This window comes from Lacrimispora sp. (assembly GCF_047605665.1).
Classification (GTDB): Bacteria; Bacillota; Clostridia; order Lachnospirales; family Lachnospiraceae; genus Lacrimispora.
Window position 1 is genome coordinate 22,579 of sequence record NZ_JASGFH010000017.1, and the last position, 18,967, is coordinate 41,545.

The 18,967-nt window shown below is 44.0% G+C and carries 18 protein-coding genes and 5 tRNA genes; 2 read left to right on the top strand and 21 right to left on the bottom strand.

The window, feature by feature from the left end; translation table 11 throughout:
- Positions 1-481 precede the first annotated feature (481 nt).
- From QM657_RS14200 to QM657_RS14280, 17 genes are all read right to left on the bottom strand, one after another.
- A complete protein-coding gene (locus tag QM657_RS14200) occupies positions 482-985 on the bottom strand; it encodes a nucleoside deaminase (RefSeq protein ID WP_415067358.1) in 504 nt (167 codons plus the stop codon).
- 184 nt (positions 986-1,169) lie between these two features.
- Positions 1,170-1,943, bottom strand: coding sequence for a hypothetical protein (locus QM657_RS14205; protein ID WP_415067359.1), 774 nt, complete (start codon positions 1,941-1,943; stop codon positions 1,170-1,172).
- Positions 1,944-2,024: 81 nt separating this feature from the next.
- Positions 2,025-2,498: a DUF1801 domain-containing protein gene (locus QM657_RS14210; RefSeq protein ID WP_415067360.1), complete on the bottom strand. Its 474-nt coding sequence runs from the start codon at positions 2,496-2,498 to the stop codon at positions 2,025-2,027.
- Between the two features lie 50 nt (positions 2,499-2,548).
- Positions 2,549-3,514 (bottom strand): penicillin-binding transpeptidase domain-containing protein, encoded by a 966-nt coding sequence (locus QM657_RS14215; RefSeq protein ID WP_415067361.1) that lies wholly within the window; start codon positions 3,512-3,514, stop codon positions 2,549-2,551.
- A gap of 70 nt (positions 3,515-3,584) precedes the next feature.
- On the bottom strand, positions 3,585-4,148 hold the full coding sequence (locus QM657_RS14220) for a YdeI/OmpD-associated family protein (protein WP_415067362.1): 564 nt from the start codon (positions 4,146-4,148) through the stop codon (positions 3,585-3,587).
- Between the two features lie 187 nt (positions 4,149-4,335).
- Positions 4,336-5,256, bottom strand: coding sequence for an aminoglycoside phosphotransferase family protein (locus QM657_RS14225; protein ID WP_415067363.1), 921 nt, complete (start codon positions 5,254-5,256; stop codon positions 4,336-4,338).
- A gap of 63 nt (positions 5,257-5,319) precedes the next feature.
- Positions 5,320-5,403 (bottom strand) — tRNA-Leu (locus tag QM657_RS14230).
- A 104-nt stretch (positions 5,404-5,507) separates the two neighbouring features.
- Positions 5,508-6,422, bottom strand: coding sequence for a diguanylate cyclase (locus QM657_RS14235; protein WP_415067364.1), 915 nt, complete (start codon positions 6,420-6,422; stop codon positions 5,508-5,510).
- Positions 6,423-6,786: 364 nt separating this feature from the next.
- The gene (locus QM657_RS14240; protein WP_415067365.1) at positions 6,787-8,634 is read right to left on the bottom strand and encodes a substrate-binding domain-containing protein; all 1,848 of its coding nucleotides are present in this window, start codon (positions 8,632-8,634) and stop codon (positions 6,787-6,789) included.
- A gap of 25 nt (positions 8,635-8,659) precedes the next feature.
- A complete protein-coding gene (locus tag QM657_RS14245) occupies positions 8,660-10,402 on the bottom strand; it encodes a cache domain-containing sensor histidine kinase (protein ID WP_415067366.1) in 1,743 nt (580 codons plus the stop codon).
- Between the two features lie 123 nt (positions 10,403-10,525).
- Positions 10,526-11,533, bottom strand: coding sequence for a galactofuranose ABC transporter, permease protein YjfF (gene yjfF, locus QM657_RS14250; RefSeq protein WP_415067367.1), 1,008 nt, complete (start codon positions 11,531-11,533; stop codon positions 10,526-10,528).
- The gene (locus QM657_RS14255; protein ID WP_415067368.1) at positions 11,533-12,567 is read right to left on the bottom strand and encodes an ABC transporter permease; all 1,035 of its coding nucleotides are present in this window, start codon (positions 12,565-12,567) and stop codon (positions 11,533-11,535) included. The genes yjfF and QM657_RS14255 overlap by 1 nt, the downstream gene beginning before the upstream one ends.
- Positions 12,564-14,093, bottom strand: coding sequence for a sugar ABC transporter ATP-binding protein (locus QM657_RS14260; RefSeq protein ID WP_415067369.1), 1,530 nt, complete (start codon positions 14,091-14,093; stop codon positions 12,564-12,566). Before QM657_RS14260 ends, QM657_RS14255 begins: the two co-directional genes overlap by 4 nt.
- 98 nt (positions 14,094-14,191) lie before the next feature.
- Positions 14,192-15,244, bottom strand: coding sequence for a substrate-binding domain-containing protein (locus QM657_RS14265; RefSeq protein ID WP_415067370.1), 1,053 nt, complete (start codon positions 15,242-15,244; stop codon positions 14,192-14,194).
- A gap of 94 nt (positions 15,245-15,338) precedes the next feature.
- Entirely contained in the window at positions 15,339-16,565 is a 1,227-nt protein-coding gene (locus QM657_RS14270) for a response regulator (protein WP_415067371.1), read from the bottom strand.
- Between the two features lie 102 nt (positions 16,566-16,667).
- Positions 16,668-16,751 (bottom strand) — tRNA-Leu (locus QM657_RS14275).
- A 50-nt stretch (positions 16,752-16,801) separates the two neighbouring features.
- Positions 16,802-16,885 (bottom strand) — tRNA-Leu (locus QM657_RS14280).
- Between the two features lie 157 nt (positions 16,886-17,042).
- Here QM657_RS14280 and QM657_RS14285 point away from each other — a divergent pair.
- Together QM657_RS14285 and QM657_RS14290 are read left to right on the top strand one after the other, a co-directional pair.
- A tRNA-Leu gene (locus QM657_RS14285) sits at positions 17,043-17,126 on the top strand.
- Between the two features lie 59 nt (positions 17,127-17,185).
- A tRNA-Asn gene (locus QM657_RS14290) sits at positions 17,186-17,258 on the top strand.
- On the opposite strand, the gene QM657_RS14295 is transcribed toward QM657_RS14290, so the two are convergent.
- From QM657_RS14295 to infC, 4 genes are all read right to left on the bottom strand, one after another.
- Positions 17,247-17,540, bottom strand: a complete 294-nt coding sequence (locus QM657_RS14295) for a hypothetical protein (protein WP_415067372.1) — start codon at positions 17,538-17,540, stop codon at positions 17,247-17,249. The two genes, QM657_RS14290 and QM657_RS14295, sit on opposite strands and share 12 nt — an antisense overlap.
- Positions 17,541-17,665: 125 nt before the next feature.
- Positions 17,666-18,022 (bottom strand): 50S ribosomal protein L20, encoded by a 357-nt coding sequence (gene rplT / locus QM657_RS14300; protein WP_333649766.1) that lies wholly within the window; start codon positions 18,020-18,022, stop codon positions 17,666-17,668.
- A gap of 29 nt (positions 18,023-18,051) precedes the next feature.
- Positions 18,052-18,249, bottom strand: coding sequence for a 50S ribosomal protein L35 (gene rpmI / locus QM657_RS14305; protein WP_158373643.1), 198 nt, complete (start codon positions 18,247-18,249; stop codon positions 18,052-18,054).
- Positions 18,250-18,275: 26 nt separating this feature from the next.
- Entirely contained in the window at positions 18,276-18,770 is a 495-nt protein-coding gene (gene infC, locus QM657_RS14310; RefSeq protein ID WP_415067373.1) for a translation initiation factor IF-3, read from the bottom strand.
- Between the last annotated feature and the right edge of the window lie 197 nt (positions 18,771-18,967).

Sequence of the window (18,967 nt, forward strand, 5' to 3'; positions counted from 1 at the left end):
CGATAACTTTCCTATTTTTTCACTTATAAAAAGACATAACTTCATCTAAGAAATAAACTATCCCAAATAGGTTAGTGCGTTGCAGTAAATAAATTCTCTCGCCTTCTCGTAAACCTTTTCCATAGTAATTCCCCCTTCGATAGCATTGATAAAACTCAGATGATATCTGAATTTAAGTTATTGAAGCACAGCAATATACCCTTTTATTATAGCCTATGGAATATAAAAAAGAAATGATAGAAAAAGACTTTTGGATTAAAAATTTTTATTACTGTAAAACAGCCGTAAAGATTTCTCTGAACTGGATTACACAATTTATTTCGTCTGCACTTTCTCCCGTAATTACATTATTATCATTGTCAAGTTTGCCCGTACCATATAATAATGGATAAAACCAGAATATCAAACGCCCACCACATAAAGAAAGACATATCTTCCCATAGCGGAAAATATGTCTTTTAAGAAAAAGGAGTGAATATTCTTAACGTCCCTTTGTGTGAAACAGACGATGAAGCTCGCGAACCTGTTCTTCCAGTTCAGGAACGGGGCCATCTGTGGTTGTATCACGGATAATATCTTGAATGGGAAGACTTTTAACACGGGAGGGTTCAACGCCCATCGTATCCAACCACCCAGCCAGTTGTTTACATGAACATGCATAAACAATTCGGCCTAAGCCAACCCAGCCGTGAGCTGCCGCACACATAGGGCAATGTTCGCCGGAGGTATATACTGTCGCTTGACTTCTTTCTTCCGGTGTCATATTTTCAGCAGCCCATCTTGCCAGAGCAAATTCCGGGTGTTGTGTATGATCACCGGTTCCAATGCGGTTATGCTCTTCTGCAAGCAGCTCACCGTTGGCTGCCACAAGAACGGAACCAAAAGGCGCATTACCTTTCTCCAGTGCAGTTTCAGCAAGTTCAACACAACGTTTCAGATATTTCATATCCACATTACTTATCATAATTGATTTCTCCTTATCCATAATTCCGCATGAAATCTTTATCAAAAAGATTTCCCTCTGCTATTTATCTTTATTCTACCAGAACCTTTGGACTATTGCAAATTCTTACTTTAAATATGGCCGTTACGCTGGCAACTCATCAGGAATAATGGTTCCAAACTTAGCAGAATTTATTGCAGGGTAAGCATGTGTTATGTTCACATTCTTACCATTCATTAATGGCATATAAAATTGCGAGCCGAATCTGTTTCAGCAATTCATTGGATAAGAACTCATATTCTTTATCCAGCCCTTTTTCATGTGCCATATAGGGGGGACTATCATTCCAAGAACCCATTGCGCCAAAAACATCGGCAGTACTGGCTGCCTCAAAAAGGCGTAGATTCTCTTCTGGAAGTTCCGAAAGCGGCATATGATACGGGGTATCCGTATTATCAGAGCATCCTGACAGAATATCAAGAGCCCTCTGAAACACTGCGGCAAATTCATCACAATTAATTTTGCGGGCCAATTCTTTTATTTCGGATAAGATAGATTTGAAACTGTCAATATTGTTTTCAAAATGCGGTTTTCCCGAAGGGGCATCTTTCCACTCCTGCTCTGTATAAAGAATATCCCACATTTTTTGAATGGAATTAAAGTCCCATTGTGCAGAGAAATAAGTGATTTTGCCGTCTTCATAAAAGCATACCATAGAACTTTGTGTTGTATTGGAAAAGCCAAGAATACTGATATCCCCGACTGCAGCCGGGGCCAAAAACTTTAAGTCATACAGTCCCTTTTTCAGGCAATAATCATACCATGCGGGTACATTTTCCGCCTTATATTCTTTGGTGCCAAACAGTTTCTTTTCCGGCAGAAACTGAAATTCTATTTTATTCTCATATTTAAGCGGTGTATATAATAGTGCTGATTTCTCTCTTAATGCTTTTTTTGCTGCGGCAGTAATACAGCAAATCTGATACATTTGACCGTTCAACTATCACCATCCCCTTTATGCAAAATAAAATAATAAACAAACCAAATCCTTTTTATCCATGAGATACCGCAAACTTTAAACTTATTTGCCTGTTTCTCCCTGCCCTTTCGCCATCATTTCATATTTTTCTATATAGTCCTGGGGAGTGATCTTTTGGCAAAGTTCCCCAATCAATTCATAGGGAATCGTATCCGGCTTTTTAAACCGGAGGCAGCTCTTACCCATGTCCAATTTAGTCTTTACATGCTTTGAATATTCTGTTGTGAACCATTCCAGCGTATCAGGAAAGGCGTACAGACCCATGTGATATAGGGCAATATGGTTTTTCTGAGCTCCAAGAGATATAAAGGGCAGCGGCTCTTGCGGATTTACATGGTAGCCCGCTGGATATAGGCTGTGTGGAATCACATATCCTATCATACCGTACTGCATTGTTTCCTCAAAGCCCGTGGGCAGGCTCTTCTTTATGGTTTTTCTGAGCAGTTCAATCGCCTGTCTCTTTTCTTCCGGCAGATTCTCTATATATGTTTCGGGTGTATCGGCAGCGTGGTTCATGAGAAAACCTCCTGTTTTTTGTTTTGGCAGGTAATTGGAATCAGGCAAAGTTAATCATTCCACTGCTCATTAAATATAATATCCATGGCGATTTCTTTAGCTACCGTGCTTGTGACAGTTTTATTTTCCGGGTCATCAAGGCGGACAGCGAAATAAATCGCTTCACCCTCAATCTCAAAAAAACCAACAAACCAGGCATCCACACATTTTCCATCTATTTTACCCATTCCCGTTTTGCCATACAGGGTAATATCTGTATCGCCCGTTTCAATTTTCATCACATCCTTCACGGTTTTCGTATGTTCCTCCGCGAAAAAACTCTCGCCCTGAAAAATCCGTGCCAGTACATCTACTTGCTGCCGTGGAGAAATTTTTAATGAAGATTCAAGCCAAAAACCTGTCAAATCTCTATTGCTGTTGTTTGTATTGAGCCGTCCTTCCCAGTCGCTTATATCTGAATTACCATACTCAAGCTTTTGAAGGGCCTCTTCCGTAGCTTCTTTTCCAACCCTGTTGATTATTTCCCGAAAATACCATACACAGGACGTTTGAAATGCCTCCTGAAAATTTATATCCTTATTCCAGGCATCATTCCAATACTTTTCACCGCTCCAGGGCAGAGAATTACCAGGAACGATCTCCCCTTCCTGTAAGCCAATTAATGAGGAAACGATTTTAAATGTAGAGCATGGAGAAGATGGCTGATTACACAAACTCTCGTTATAAACGAGATATTCATTGCGAGTGGGACGAAAAAAAACTGCACATCCATTGATACCATTAAAATAAGCTTTGAGATCTAATACTTTCTGTTGAGGTTCTGGAGAAACTGATGGCAGCGGCTCTTTGCGATCAGTTATATTTTGACCAGATTCCGTGGTCTGCTTTGGCGGCGATATCTCTGCGTTTGTAAAAGAAGGGGATGATTCCCCAGGATTGTCCGGAGATGAACTACAGCCAGTGCAAATCAGCGCGATTATCAAAAGAACCATAAGCGCGGAATATCCTTTTTTCATTTTAGTACCCCCTTTGATAGGACAGAATCGTATATTGCTCATAACCTGATGATAGATTGGAATGTAACCTTTACATCGGTTTTAAATTTTTATTTAACCTGTCAATGATTTTTTCTAATCGGGTTTGGCGTGTTTTGTCAGTCTTTGCGTCAAGATAAAAGCCGGTGTATGTCTTTTGTATGGACAAAGGCATAGCCAATAAATTGGTATATGCAGGTTCATACTGCTGGATGATTTGTTTGAATGCCTGTATTTGTTCATCGCAGATGCTAACACGTCCCAATAAATCCCATGTACCGCTTTTCTTAGCATTTTCAATGGCATCCATGCCTCGCTGAGTCATTTTTCCTTGTTCAATAAGGGATTGCGCCAACCTTTTGTTCTTATCGGACCAATTGCTTTTCGCCGTACGGCGGGCAAAATATTTCCTGTATTTGGTATTATCAAGGCTTTGCATACGCCCATCTATCCACCCAAAGCAAAGAGCTTCTTCCAAGGCCTCACTGGCTAAAAGTGTCACTGGACCACCTTTTTTGCCAAAAAGCAGCCATATTCCATCGTGGTCAGCACTGTGTTTATCCAGCCAGTCCCTGAACGCTTCTCTATCAGCAAATTCTAAAACATCACTCATCATTAGCTCCCCCAAACACGTTATACTTATAATTACCGTTTATTCCCATAATATCATAAACATTTCATCCATCATACCACATTTTCTCAAGTAAAAGAAAGACCTATCTTCCATCAAGAGGAAGATAAGTCTTTTGAGCACAATGAAGGAAAAACCTATCTTAATTTGTAAAAACCGCAGGGAATTTTTTTTACTTTTTATACCAATTTGGCACACTTTTTTCGAAGTTGTTATAATGAGCAAAGGACTTATTACATATTCTGACCATATTTTCAATTTCAGTTTGTCCAAATCCTTCAGCCCATTTTATGGAATACAGAGCGGCGTGTGCCACATAGACGGCCAGAATATCCCAGAAATCAGCCGGCACATCATTGTCAAAGTATGCGTCGATTTGCCCAATACAATAAGGGATGCTCACATCTGTTCCAAAGCTTTCGAGTTTGTAAAACTCCTCATAAGGGTCTCCGATTTCCCAGCGATTGAAGTCTATCACACCAATTTTATTTTCAGGGGTCAATATTAAATTCCCCGGATGAAAATCTCCATGCTGATAGACCGGTGGCTTGGACCAGATTTTATGTATATTTTGATTGATAAATTTAATAACAGCTTCGTCGCCTTGAATTCTATGCTCGGATTCCATATATTTTTGAAGCAGTGCGACTTTCCTGGCAATTTTTGTTTGCGCCGGAAACTCGTCAGCCGGTATTTGAAGGCTGTGAATTTCTCTTAATATTTCGCCGGCTTCCCTGCCTAACCGATACTGTTCATCTCGGTCAAGTTTGGACAGAGCCAGTTCAAGATCATCACCGTCGACCCAGGTCAGCAGCATATATACATTTTGCCGGCTATGAAGCGTACCAAAATCAACAGGTTCTGACATCTCAAAACTCAATGCAGAATACTTTTTGATGATATCAAATTCTTTTTTCTTTTGTTCGTAATACTTTATGTCTGATGTTCTCAAAAGCAATTTCTGCTCATCTGCGGTTTCGATATAATATTTCCTGTCATCAGACCAGCCTTTTTGGATAGGCACAACTCTTTTCCACTTTCCAGATTTTTGAAGTTCTTCAAACACAGCTTCACCCCCATTTTCTAAAACCATATCATTGAATAATAATGAAAAAAGACATACCCTACTCTTACAGAGAAAGTATATCTTTTCTTATGCAGAAGAAGGGAGTCGAACCCTCAGGGTATTGCTACCACACGGACCTGAACCGTGCGCGTCTGCCAATTCCGCCACTTCTGCTTTTTAATTGTCTAAATTGACGAATCAATTTGTACAATTATAATACTACATTTTTCCAAAATAATCAAGCACTTTTTTTATTTTGTTTCTCGCCCTCTCAGGCTCTATTTTCCTTCATACTGCACCTGATTGCGCCCCATCTCCTTGGCCCTGTAAAGCATGTTGTCTGCTGCTTCAATCAGCTCCTTCGGATTTCCCGAATCCCCCGGATACAAAGAAGCCGCCCCAATACTGATGGTAGCCTTGGTTGCGGTACCGGAATCAGGGGAAGGTAGGTGCAGAGCCTTGATGCTGAGACGTATTTTCTCCGCAGTGATAACAGCCTCCGACAAATCGGTTTCCGGCAAAATCACCGCAAATTCTTCTCCACCATAACGGCAAAGAATGCCCGTTCCCGGTCTTAACATGGATTTTATGGTAATTGCCACCGCCTGCAGCATCATATCCCCCTGGGGATGGCCATATGTATCATTGTAACATTTAAACATGTCCACATCGATCATCAGCATGCTTAAAGGAGCGGCCTTTTCATGAGCACTGTCCCATTCAGCCCGCAGCTTTCTGTCAAAGGCCCTGCGGTTGAAAATACCTGTCAGGCCATCAAGCAGGCTCATCTCTTCAATGGCCCGCATCTGATTGATAATCTGAATCTGAGTGCTGATCCGGGCTTTTACGATGGCCTTCTTAAATGGCTTCTTTATATAATCCACCGCTCCCAGCAAAAAGCCCTTTTCTTCATCCTTTTCTCTATCCAGACCGCTGATGATAATGACAGGGATATGTTTCGTGCGTTCGCATTCCCCCAGGGAACGGAGAACGTCAAAGCCATTTGCATCGGGCAGAATAATATCCAGCAGAATCAGATGGGGATCAAAGGTTTCCACAATAGAAAACACTTCCCTGGCACTTGCGGCTGTCTCCAGAATATAGCTATCCATCAGAATATTTTCCAATATCTTCTGATTAAATATGCTGTCTTCAACAATCAATATTCTGTTTTTGTTCTTCTCTTCCGGCATACCGATCCCTTTCTTGCGCGATTTCGCAAAATTACATAAGACTTTTTTCGTCCTGCTGCCCTTTACACGGCTCTATCTCAACAGTTCACAAAAAGACATACCTCACCTTGTCAGGAAAGTATGTCTTTTCCAAACGCGGAAAACAGGACTTAAACCCCTTAAGGTATTTCTGCCACACAAAATAAAATCGTGCGCATCTGCCAATTCCCCCGCTTATGCTTTTCAATTGTGTAAATTGACAAATCAATTTGCACAAGTATAATACTATATTTTCAGCCAATAATCAAGCGTTTTTTACAAACTTCCTCATCTTTTACAAGTCTCCAAAACCAGAGGACGACAGCCGGGTCCCTCTTAAAAACGCTTAATATTCCCTGGTTTTTATAACTGTTTCCGCATCAGACTGATCGTACACCTTTTCTTCCGTTATAATCCGAAGAGGCATTTCCTTCCCTGCCATCATATCCCTGATCGCCTTCATAAGCGGAGGCCCCAAAAGAGGACTGCACTCCACCGCACAGTTGAGCTTGCCGTCTATCATCGCCTGAAACGCTTCCTTGGTCGCATCCACGGAAACGATGATGATATCCGTCCCCGGATTCAACTTATGTGCCTCCAGGGCTTCAATTGCCCCAAGGGCCATGTCATCGTTGTGGCAAAAGATAATGTCCACACCCCAGTTGTGGCTGCTGATGTATTCCTCAACCACCCGTTTTCCTCCATCATACGTAAAATCTCCATAATCCGTATAGACGATCTGGTATTGGGGATTCTCTTCCAGTATTTCAAAAAATCCTTTCTTTCTCTCTTCCGTAGGCGTGGCGCCTTCGCTTCCCTGAATCTCCAAGATATGGAGATTCTTCTGCTCCGGCTTTACATGTGCCTTGAGCCAGCGCATGGCCCTTCGCCCTTCCTCTAAAAAGTCAGCCCCGATATAAGTGGTAGTCAAATCATCCCCCGCCTCAATCCTTCGGTCAGACATGACCACAGGAATATCAGCTTCCTTGGCCTCTTTTAAAACCTCATCCCAGCCGGTTTCCACCACCGGAGAAACCACGATGACATCCGCCTTTTCCTTAATAAACATTCGGATAGCCTCAATCTGCTTCTGCTGGGACTGGTCTGCGCTGTCAAAAAGAAGCTCCACGTTAAATTCCTTGGCAGCCTCCTGGATCGAGCGGGTATTGGCAAGCCTCCACTGGCTCTCCTGTCCCACCTGGGAATATCCCACGGTGATTCTCCTGCCATCGTCAACCGTTTCTCTGTCAAGAGAAGCCAGATATTCGCTGGCATTCTGGGGATAGATGGTATGGCTTCTTAAAATCACCTGCTTGGGAACACCGCTTTCACTGCGCAGAATATTAATGGCATACTGCACCGCCTCTTTTCCTCCTGTGGGACAGGAAATCGTTGCCGCAAGCTTTCCTTTCCGCACCAGGTCCACGCCTTCATTTTCCCCGGTAAAGCCATCACAGCCAATGACCTTTATCTTATCAGCCAGATTCCTGTCCTTTAAGGCCTCATACGCTCCAAAAGCCACGGAATCATTGTTGGCGAATATGAGGGAAACACCTTTCAACTCTTTCTCCATGGCAAAAACCGCATCATAGGCCGGGTCCTTCATGTCATTTTTCAAATCACAGACGGTCTTTTCAATATCAGGGTAATCCCTGATCACAGAGTCAAATCCCTCGCTTCTCTCCTCGCTCTGAAGAGAACCGGCAGTCGCGCGAAGCTCCAGAATTTTCCCTTTGCCATTTCCAAGAAGCTGGACCGCACATTCTCCGCCCTGCTTTCCGATGAGGTTATTATCCGGGCCGATAAACAGGTTATAGTCAAATCCTTCCACGCTCCGGTCCATAACAATGACCGGAACGCCCTCCTGATAGACCTCAGCCACCTTCTTTGTCAGACGGCTGGAATCACAGGGGGAAATGATTAAAAGATCAATGCCAAAGGCCAGAAGCCTGTCAACATCCTTCTCCTGCTTCTCCACGCTGGAAGTGGCATCTGCCGTAACGATCCTGATGTTTGGATACTTCCCTGCCTCTTCCTGAATCTCATGAATCAGCGCAATCCTCCACGCTTCCCTCATATTGGCCTGGGAAACGCCGATCACATATTCCACATCGCTTTCATAAACCGTTTTCGTAATTGACCCGTTATAAATCCGGTATCCCAGAAAAACAAATACCGTTATTAATAATACCACAAGTAATTTCGCTCGTTTTTCCATTTTACCCTTTTTCAACATCGCCTTGAACTTCTTTCGGAATCCGTATTATAATACGCGTTCCCTGCTCCTCTTTGCTTTCCACCAGCACCTGAAACTGCTCTCCATACCGGATGCGCAGCCGTTCCTTAATATAAAACAAACCAAAGCTCCTGTTTTTGCCGGCTTCTCCCGGCTCATTTAACAGTCTGGACAGCTCCCAGACCTTTTCTTCTTCCATTCCCCTTCCGTCATCCCAGACCTCCAGGCTCACCCAGTCATCTTCCGCCCTTCCGGTTACCTTCAAATGCCCGTCCCCGCTCTTCATCTTCACCCCGTGGTAAATGGAGTTTTCAACCAGAGGCTGAAGGATCATTTTAGGCAGAATCACCTTCTTGCACTCTTCTTCCACCTGAATTTCGTACTGCACCTTGGGGCCGTAACGGATTTTTTGTATATACAGATAATTGGAAATATAACAGATTTCCTCTTCAATGGTAATATAATCTTTTCCCTTGCTCAAGCTGATGCGGAAAACATTGGTGAGGGCATCCACGATATGAACGATGTCATAAGCGGAATGCTCTCTCGCCATCCAGCCTATGGTATCCAGAGTATTGTATAGGAAATGAGGCTTAAACTGCTCCTGAACCGCCTTAAGCTGCGCCTTGCGCTTGTTCTCCTGTTCCTTATACACCTCTTCCATCAGCTCCTGTATGCGCTCCAGCATCTGATTGAACCGGCGGCCAAGCTCGCTGACCTCATCGAGATAATTCCCTTCAAACCGGACGGATAAGTCGCCTTTTTCCGTCTCCTTCATCAGATTTCGCAGTCTGACAATGGGTTTTGTCACTGTCTCTGAAATTTTTACCGCCACGATAAATACCGTGAGAATGGTCAGAACCAGAACCCAGCCAAACATGAAAAGCATGGTGTTGATTCCGCCCATGATTTCCCTGTAAGAAGAAACGCTGACAGTCTTCCAGCCCGTATAAGCGGATTTCTGATAGCTGATCTGGTATTTTTCCCCATTGATCACGGCTGTTACAGGCTCTTCCTCATTCCAAAGCCATTCCGGACGGATGCGGTAGACGATTTTATTGGTCGGCGCATAGACTAAGTGATTCTGCTCATCCAAAACGAATACGAACCCATTTTCACCGATATTGGCATCCTGAATGGCGGAAGAAATGATTTCATGCTTCACATCAAAGAGCAGCACGCCGATCCTCTCCCCCGTATCCGGGTCAATAACCGCTTTCATCACGGAAAACACATCGTCAATACTATAAGCGGCCTCCGTAATAATATTTCTTCCGGCAACATTGCTCATGATCTGCATTTCTCCGGGAAATGACGCTGCCCTTTCATACCACACCTCTTTGACAAAGGGGTCCCTGGAGATTCTGGACATCCCGGTTCCCACGTACATATCATGCTCTGTAGCAAAAAAAATGCCCGCAATTTCATCGTGGGTGTCCGCCACCGTCTCAAAGCTGTCTTTTAAGGCTGCTTCATACTCCTTCCAGCGCATGTCCCCGGCAGAAGGAATCCTGCCAAGATGCATCGGCTCAATGACCTGGATGAGCATATTGGCCGTCTTTTCAATACTGTTTATATAAATGTCCGTTGTATGCTGTACCTGTCCCACCAAAAGGGAGGTATGCTGGGTCACATTCCGCTCCGCCTCTCTGGTTGAGCTGATGACCCCTAAAATTCCCACAAAGAAAAAAGGAATGAGGGCAATAAGAATATGAGAATTAATCATTTTGTCACGAATTTTCATATTCATGAACCGTGTCTTCCAATATTTCATTGCGCTCACTCCTGTTTTCATATCATATATCCCGCCCATCCAGTATACCCAAGTTAACTGTTTCCTGCAACTGCTTTATTGACCGTTCTTCCCCTTCGATTTTTCTGCACGGATTGCGATAATTCTCTGGATGACAATAAAGAAACAGAGAAGAGCCGCAATCGTAACCTTAGTCCACCAGGTATTTAAATTCTGGTAAGTGACAATTGTCTGGATAATTCCTTCTATCATGACACCCACAACCGTACCCGCCACAGTGCCTACGCCTCCCGTCAGCAGTGTTCCGCCGATAACGGCAGAAGAAAGTGCATCCAGCTCCAGGCCCATGTTTTGAAGGCCAAAGCCTGCCAGAGTGTAAAAGCTGAACACGATTCCTCCGAGAGCAGCACAAAAGCCGCTGATCCCATACGCCGCAATTTTCGTTTTCGCCACATTTAATCCCATAAGGCTTGCGGAAGTTTCACCGCCTCCCAGAGCATAGAGACACCTTCCAAACTTCGTATATCTCAAAGTATAGACTGCCGCGGCAAAAACAATCACAAGGATAAACACATAATAGTAAATCTTTCCATTCAGCGCTTTTGCTTCTCCCAGGCGGACCGCTACCTTTCCAAGAGCCATTGTCTTAAAAAACGGGTCACTGATGGGAATCGAGCGTTCACTGATTACAACGCAGAGCCCCCGCATCAGGAACTGGCCTGCCAAAGTCACGATAAAGGGCTGAAGCTTAAAATAATGAATCAAAGCTCCCTGAGTACAGCCTACGATAATCCCCACAACAAGCATCAGAACAATGACTAGAACTGCCGGAACACCCCGCTCCAATAAAAAAGCAGAGCTTACGCCGGTAAAGGCGATAGTGGAGGCGATGGAAATATCAATCCCTCCGCTTATGAGCACAAAAGTGGCTCCGATCGCTGCGATCATCAAGTATGCATTGTCATTAAAAAGGTTTAAAAAAGTCGACAGAGATAAAAAGTTTTTGTATTTCACAGAGCCAAACACAAACATCAGGACAAACAGCACAACCGTGATAACCAGTGAAATATTATTAATCTGAAATCTTTTTCCCGTCTGCTTCATCAGTTATCAACCACCTTTCTGTTTACTGTTTTCCGTTTGAGGATCAAGTCCTTAAACTGCTTTGACTGGGACAGACAGATGACGATGATCAGCAGCGCCTTTAACACACGGATATAAGCTGCCGGAACTCCCAGGGCCAATACCGTTGTGGTGATGCTCTGCACGATCAGTGCACCGATGACGCTGGCTGGAATGGAAAAGCGCCCGCCCATTAAGTTGGTTCCGCCGATTGCCACCGCAAGAATGGCATCCATTTCAATTCCAAGGCCTGCATTGTTGCAGTCCGCTCCCTTAATTCCCGCACTTTCAATCAATCCCGCCACAGCAGCAAAGGCTCCGGAAAGGGTATAGATTGCCAAAAGCATCCGGTCTACCTTAATTCCCACATATTTAGAAGCAGTGGGATTACAGCCTACGGATTCCAAAAACAGGCCAAAGGCCGTTCTTCCTGTAAATAACACCAAAAGTCCCACCAGAATAATCACCAGAAACAGCGGAAAAGGCAGTCCGAGCACATAACCGCCATTGATAAAATAATAGGCGTCTGAAGTGATCGTAACGATCTTTCCCCTGGTGATCAACTGGGCAATACCCCTTCCAGCCACCATTAAAATCATGGTAGCCACAATAGGCTGAATCTTGACCTTTGCGACCAAAAGTCCGTTCCAGATGCCGCTGACAACTCCTGCGAGAATTGCGATCACAATCGCTGCCGCAACACTTCCGTTTAATGAAGGGAAAATGTTCCCGTTTACAATGCTGCAGGCAATGGCTCCGCTGATGGCCATAACAGAACCAACGGAAATGTCGGTTCCTCCTGTCGCCAGTATCATGGTCATGCCCCCGGCCAGTATCATGAGCTTGCTTCCGTTTCTCACGATATCAATGATACGTCCGTATAAATGCCCATCCACAATGGAAAGGGCAAAAAATTCTCCCTTGCTGACAATGCCGTTAAAAAGCAGGATCATGATAAAAATGACCAGAGGGCGGAAATACTGCTTTCCTGACAAACGATTCCAGGTTTCTCTCATGATGCTTCACCTCCCGCCATAATCCGCATAATCGCTTCTTCTGATATTTCTTTTCCGTTTAACTCTCCCACCTGCTTCATATCCCGGAGCACGATCATTCTGCTGCAGCAGCGGAGCATCTCGTCAATCTCTGAGGAAATAAAGAGCACTGCCATCCCTCTTCCTGCCAGCTCCATGACGATTTTCTGAATCTCCGCCTTTGTTCCGATATCAATTCCTCTGGTGGGCTCATCAAGCATCAAAAACTCCGGCTCCGTGGCAAGCCACCTGGCGAGAATCACCTTCTGCTGGTTTCCGCCGCTTAAGTTCTTAATCAACTGCTCTGTTCCCGGCGTTTTAATCTGAAGCTTTTCAATGTATTCCTTTGCCAGCTCTTCCGCTTCTTTTCTGGAAATCTTATGGAATACGCCTTTTTTCACCTGAAGGGCGAGTATGATATTCTCCCAGATGGAAAGTTCGCCGATAATTCCTTCTGTCTTCCTGTTTTCCGGGCAGAAAGCGATACCGCTTCGGATTGCGTCCAAAGGAGAATGAAGGTGAGCCGCCTCACTTTTTACCTTTACTTCTCCTTCGCTGATGGAATCTATTCCAAATAAGACCCTGGCCGTCTCAGAACGTCCGGAGCCCAAAAGCCCGGAAAGGCCTAAAACCTCTCCCTTTTTCACCTTAAGCCCGAATCCTTTGACCGTTCCGGGGCTGCTGACGTTGATCAGTTCAATAAATGCTTCCTGCTCCTCTTCCTCTGCTTCCTCGGTCCGCTTGGAGCTCATGGTTTCCTTAAGGCCTGCATAGTCCTTGCCTATCATTTTTCCTACCAGCTCCACTCTGGGCAGCTCTTTCGTCAAATAAGTCCCCACATATTTTCCATTCCGGAGCACGGTAATCCGGTCCGTGACCTCATAAACCTGATCCAGAAAGTGGGTGACGAAAATGATTCCCATGCCTTCCTCACGAAGCTTTTTCATGATCTGGAACAGCTTTTCAACCTCTGTGGCAGAAAGGCTGCTGGTGGGTTCGTCTAAGATCAAAACCTTTGCATCAATATCACTGGCTCTTGCAATGGCCACCATCTGCTGAATTGCCACAGAGTAATGATCCAGATTTTTCGTAACATTTATATGTAAATCAAATTTTTCCAGCAGTTCACTGGCATCGGCATTGATTTTTTTCCAATTAATAGTTCCAAAACGGTTTCTCGGTTCCCGTCCGATGTAAATATTTTCCGCCACGGAAAGGTTGGGACAGAGATTTACCTCCTGATATACTGTGGATATTCCTTGATTCTGCGCTTCCTGTGTGGATCTTGGATTGATCTGTTTTCCCTCCAGTTCAATGGTTCCCTGATCCTTGGCCTCTACTCCTGTCAGCACCTTAATGAGAGTTGACTTTCCTGCACCATTTTCTCCTAACAGGGCATGGATTTCTCCCCGGTTCAAATCAAACTGCACGTCAGATAAAGCAATCACCGCTTTTCCAAAGGACTTGGATATATTTCTTGCTGTCAGCAACTGGTTCCCAGCACTCATGGTCTTTCCTCCTCGCTTTCAAATTAAGAGGGCATATCCTCTGATAAAAAAAGGGCTGCTGCAAAAATAATGATATACTTTTGCAACAGCCCCGCGGTTTAATATTTACGGTTTGGAAGTGCTTCGGCTGCCATGTCAGCAGTGAATACGCCATCAACCGATTTTACCCATTTCTCAACAGTCTCGCCAGCTTTCAGCTTTGCTGCAGTTTCAAATAAAAGCGGTCCAAGCAGAGGATTGCACTCTACGGTACAGTTAGCCTCTCCGGCTGCCATTGCTTCAAAGATTGCGCGTACACCGTCGATAGAAACGATCTTGATGTCTTCGCCTGGCTTTAATCCAGCTTCTTTGATTGCTTCGATTGCTCCAAGAGCCATATCGTCGTTATGTGCATAAACACCCTTGATGTCCTTGTTGGACTTTAAGAAAGACTCCATAACTTCTTTTCCCAAAGCTCTGGTGAAATCACCGGTCTGGGAAGCTACGATTTCAATTTTAGGATAGGTTGCTTTGATTTCATCGTCAAATCCGGTCTTACGGTCAGTTGCTGCGGAAGCGCCTACGGTTCCTTCCAGCTCAACGATCTTGCCTTCTTCGCCAATCAGTTTTGCCATTTCCTGAGCTGCCATCTTTCCTTCTTCAATGAAGTCGGAACCGATGAAGGTTGCGTATAAGTCTTCGCCCACATCTGCTCTGCGGTCCAGAAGAATGATCGGGATTCCGGCTTCTTTAGCCTCAGCAAATACCTGGTCCCATCCGGTTTCTACTACCGGTGCAAGACCGATGACATCTACGCCCTGCTCAATGAAGTTCTTGATTGCCTTGATCTGGTTTTCCTGCTTCTGCTGTGCATCAGCAAAAAGAAGTTCTACCTTATCCGCATTCTCAGATGCATACGTCTGGATAGAAAGGGTTTCTGCATCACGCCATCCGGATTCCTGGCCGATCTGGGCAAATCCTACTACCAGCTTTTCTCCTGCTGTGTCAGCAGCTTTGGCAGTTGTCTCCTCTGCCTTTGCTGTGGTCTCGCTCTGTGCCGCTGTGGTCTGGGGAGCTGCTGTGGTCGCTGAAGTGCTGGCTCCGCCGCAGGCTGCTAAGGAAACCGCTGCCATGGACGCACAAAGCAATACGCTTAAAAATCTTTTTTTCATTTTCATGATCCTCCTTTTTTCTTTCAACTATATATTTATTATGCAGGAAGGAGGATAAAAAGTCTTTGCAATAATTTGAGTAAAAGGTATAAAATCATTGCATGGCGGAAGGCTGGCTGTCATTTTTTATAAACCTGCGGTATTCCGCAGGGCTGACCCCTAAATTCTTTTTAAATACATTGCTGAAATAATGCTGGTTCGCATACCCGGTCATCTCCGCAATTTCGTAAATCTTCAATTCATTGTTGTGCAAAAGCTCGATGGCCTTGCGGATTCTCACGCTGGTCAGGTAATCGATAAAGGTGACTCCCATCTCTTTTCGGAACATCCGGCTTAAATGGGGAACAGACAGGTTCACATGGCCTGCCGCATCCTGGAAGGAAAAGTCCTCTCTGGAATAGTTGTCTTCAATATAGAGTTTCACATCCTTGATGACGGAAGAACCTGTTTCCAGCTCCTTTAAGCGGCTGACAGCCGTTTCATACGTCTCAGCCAGAGTCCCGTAATCATCGCCGTTTACCTGCATGACCGTACTGCGCACCGGTAAATGAGTCTCCAGCATATTGCAGTAGGCCGCCACCTGTCCTTCTGCCCTTTCCTGAGCCGCAGCTTTTGAGACCACTACCAGATTTCCATGCCTGTCCTGACAACTGCAGGGATTTTCAAGGCCCAGGAACATTTCATTTGCAATGTTTTCAGCAACAAAGAAAAGCAGGTCTTCATTCCAGGTGCTTTTTACGTCTTCTGTTTTCAAATATTCCAGAGAAACAACCGTGACCGTAAAGGGTTCGGGAAGGAGCAGATTTAAGTATTGGGCACGCTCTCTAATTTCTTCCCTCGTATAATGGCCTTCCAGAGCTTTCTGTAAAAAGTTGGAGGCAAGATAGGTGCGGTTTTGTGCCAGCATGCTTTTCGCCCAGTCTAAGTACTTGTCTTCGCTCTCCTCTTTCTGGAGCCTTTCCCGGACCCGTTTCATCATCTCATCAAAGGGACCTTCCATGAGAGGCTTGAGAAGATATTCAAAGACCCCCAGCTTCAGGGCTTCCCTGGCATAATCAAACCGGTCATACCCGGTGATGATCACCACCACAGCCTTTGGATTCGTTTCCTTTAATTGTTTTATAAATTGCAGGCCATTTAGAAACGGCATGTTAATGTCAACGAAATAGACATCCGGAGAAATGCTCTTTGCCAGCTCAAGGGCCATTTCCCCATCCTCTGCCTCTGCTGCCAGCTCAAAATCACCGTATTGTTTTAAAAAACTGATAATCCCCCGGCGGATGATGTATTCATCGTCCGCTACCAGTACCTTATATCCCATCGGTACGTACCCCTCCTGAAAATTTATTTGATTTCTGTATTTTATTATAAAAACAAAAGAGGCCGATCATCAGTAATCAGCCTCTTCTTATAAAAATAATAATGCGGGAGATGGGACTTGAACCCACACGATCATACAACCACAAGATCCTTAGTCTTGCCTGTCTGCCAATTCCAGCACTCCCGCATGTCATGTAAATGTCAAACCCAACAGCCATGACTTTCTGTAAGGTTTCATGCAGAAGAAGGGAGTCGAACCCTCAAGGTATTGCTACCACACGGACCTGAACCGTGCGCGTCTGCCAATTCCGCCACTTCTGCATTTTGTTACCGCTTCCGCAGCAACAATAGTTATTATATTATACAGGCCCTCATATGTCAACAACATTTTCCCATATTTTTAAAATTATTTTTTTGTATATACTTTTCAAAAAACATTGACAATTCCTTCCGGAAGTGATAAAATTACTATCGTTGTGCGGGAGTGCTGGAATTGGCAGACAGGCAAGACTAAGGATCTTGTGGTTGTATGATCGTGTGGGTTCAAGTCCCATCTCCCGCACTTTTTTTATTGCTTTTCTATTGACAGATTTCTTTTTTTGAGTATAATATATCATGTATTCCTCGATAGCTCAGTCGGTAGAGCAAACGGCTGTTAACCGTTGGGTCGTAGGTTCAAGTCCTACTCGGGGAGTTTTTTCATGCAAAAAGTGCAGATAAACATCTGCACTCTTTTTATTTCAGCAGTATCATGATCAGCGGCAATTATTGTCATCTTCGTTAAGCCAGCGGCAGCAGGAATTTTTACATCCATCTTTATAACCGGCCCAGTAAGCTCTGTTCCTTGCTTCTTCCCACTCTTTTTCTTTATCTCTACAGCTATTGTTACAATTATTATTACAGCTATTGTTACAATTATTATTACAGCTATTATTGCAATTGTTATTGCAGCCGCAGTTATTTCTGCATCCACCAAAACAACTCATACTCAGTACCTCTCTTCTATGGATTATATTATATGATATGGGACGCATAGACGAGGTGTGAATAGCAAAAAAACTCCGCACCCATGGGGTATACGGAGTTTCTGTCTTTTTTCTATTAAGCTACCTTGCTCTTAGCTACTTCTGCCAGCTTAGCAAAGCCTGCTGCATCGTTAACTGCCATGTCAGCCAGAACTTTTCTGTTTAAGTCAACGCCTGCCAGCTTTAAGCCGTGCATAAATACGCTGTAAGATAATCCATTGATACGGGCTGCAGCGTTGATACGTGCAATCCATAACTGTCTGAACTGTCTCTTTCTTTCTTTTCTGCCTGCATAGGAGCTTGTTAATGCTCTCATTACGGACTGCTTTGCAATTCTATACTGTTTGGAACGAGCGCCTCTGTAGCCTTTAGCCATCTTTAACACTCTGTTATGTTTTTTTCTAGCGTTCATACCGCCTTTAATTCTTGCCATCGGTTTTTCCTCCTTCTTAATCTAAGAAATTATAAATATGGTAAAATCTTCTTCATTACTTTTGCGTTGGTTGCATCAGTAACAATATCTTTTCTAAGATTTCTTTTTCTCTTAGCGGATTTCTTAGTTAAGATGTGAGATTTGTAAGCTTTATTTCTTACAAGCTTTCCTGTTCCTGTAACTTTGAAACGTTTTGCAGCTGCTTTGCTTGTTTTTAATTTAGGCATTGTATTTTCCTCCTTGATAATGTTCGTCAGCGTTTAGCATTTAAAAACATAACCATGCTTCTTCCTTCTACTTTAGATGGCTTGTCAATGGTTGCAATATCTGATAATTTCTCAGCAAAATCATCCAGAATATACTTTGACTTTGACATATGCGCCATCTCACGACCTCTGAAACGTAAGGTTACCTTTACTTTATCTCCTTTTTCGAGGAACTTCCTTGCGGCGCCCATCTTTGTATTTAAATCGTTGGTATCAATGTTCGGAGATAAGCGAACTTCTTTTATTTCGATTACCTTCTGTTTCTTTTTAGCTTCTTTTTCTTTTCTTGCCAATTCATAGCGGTATTTACCGTAATCGATAATCTTACAAACCGGCGGCTTTGCGGTTGGGGCGATCTTTACCAAATCCAGTTCTGCATCTTTTGCCATCTGCATAGCATCCTTGGTAGCCATAACTCCTAATTTTTCACCGTTTTCACCAATCAACAGAATTTCCTTGTCTCTGATCTGTTCATTAATCATTAAATCGCTAATTGTCGTGCACCTCCATCATATAGTGTGTGTTGGCTGGAATCCACATGCGCCCGAAGGCATAAAAAAAGTAGATAGACAAACGCTATCCACCACCAAAGTCTCTACACAGTACACCTACGTACCAAAGGCTATGAACCAGGGTCACTTACTCGTGCCGTGGTGAGGCGGATACCTACTTTCCTGTC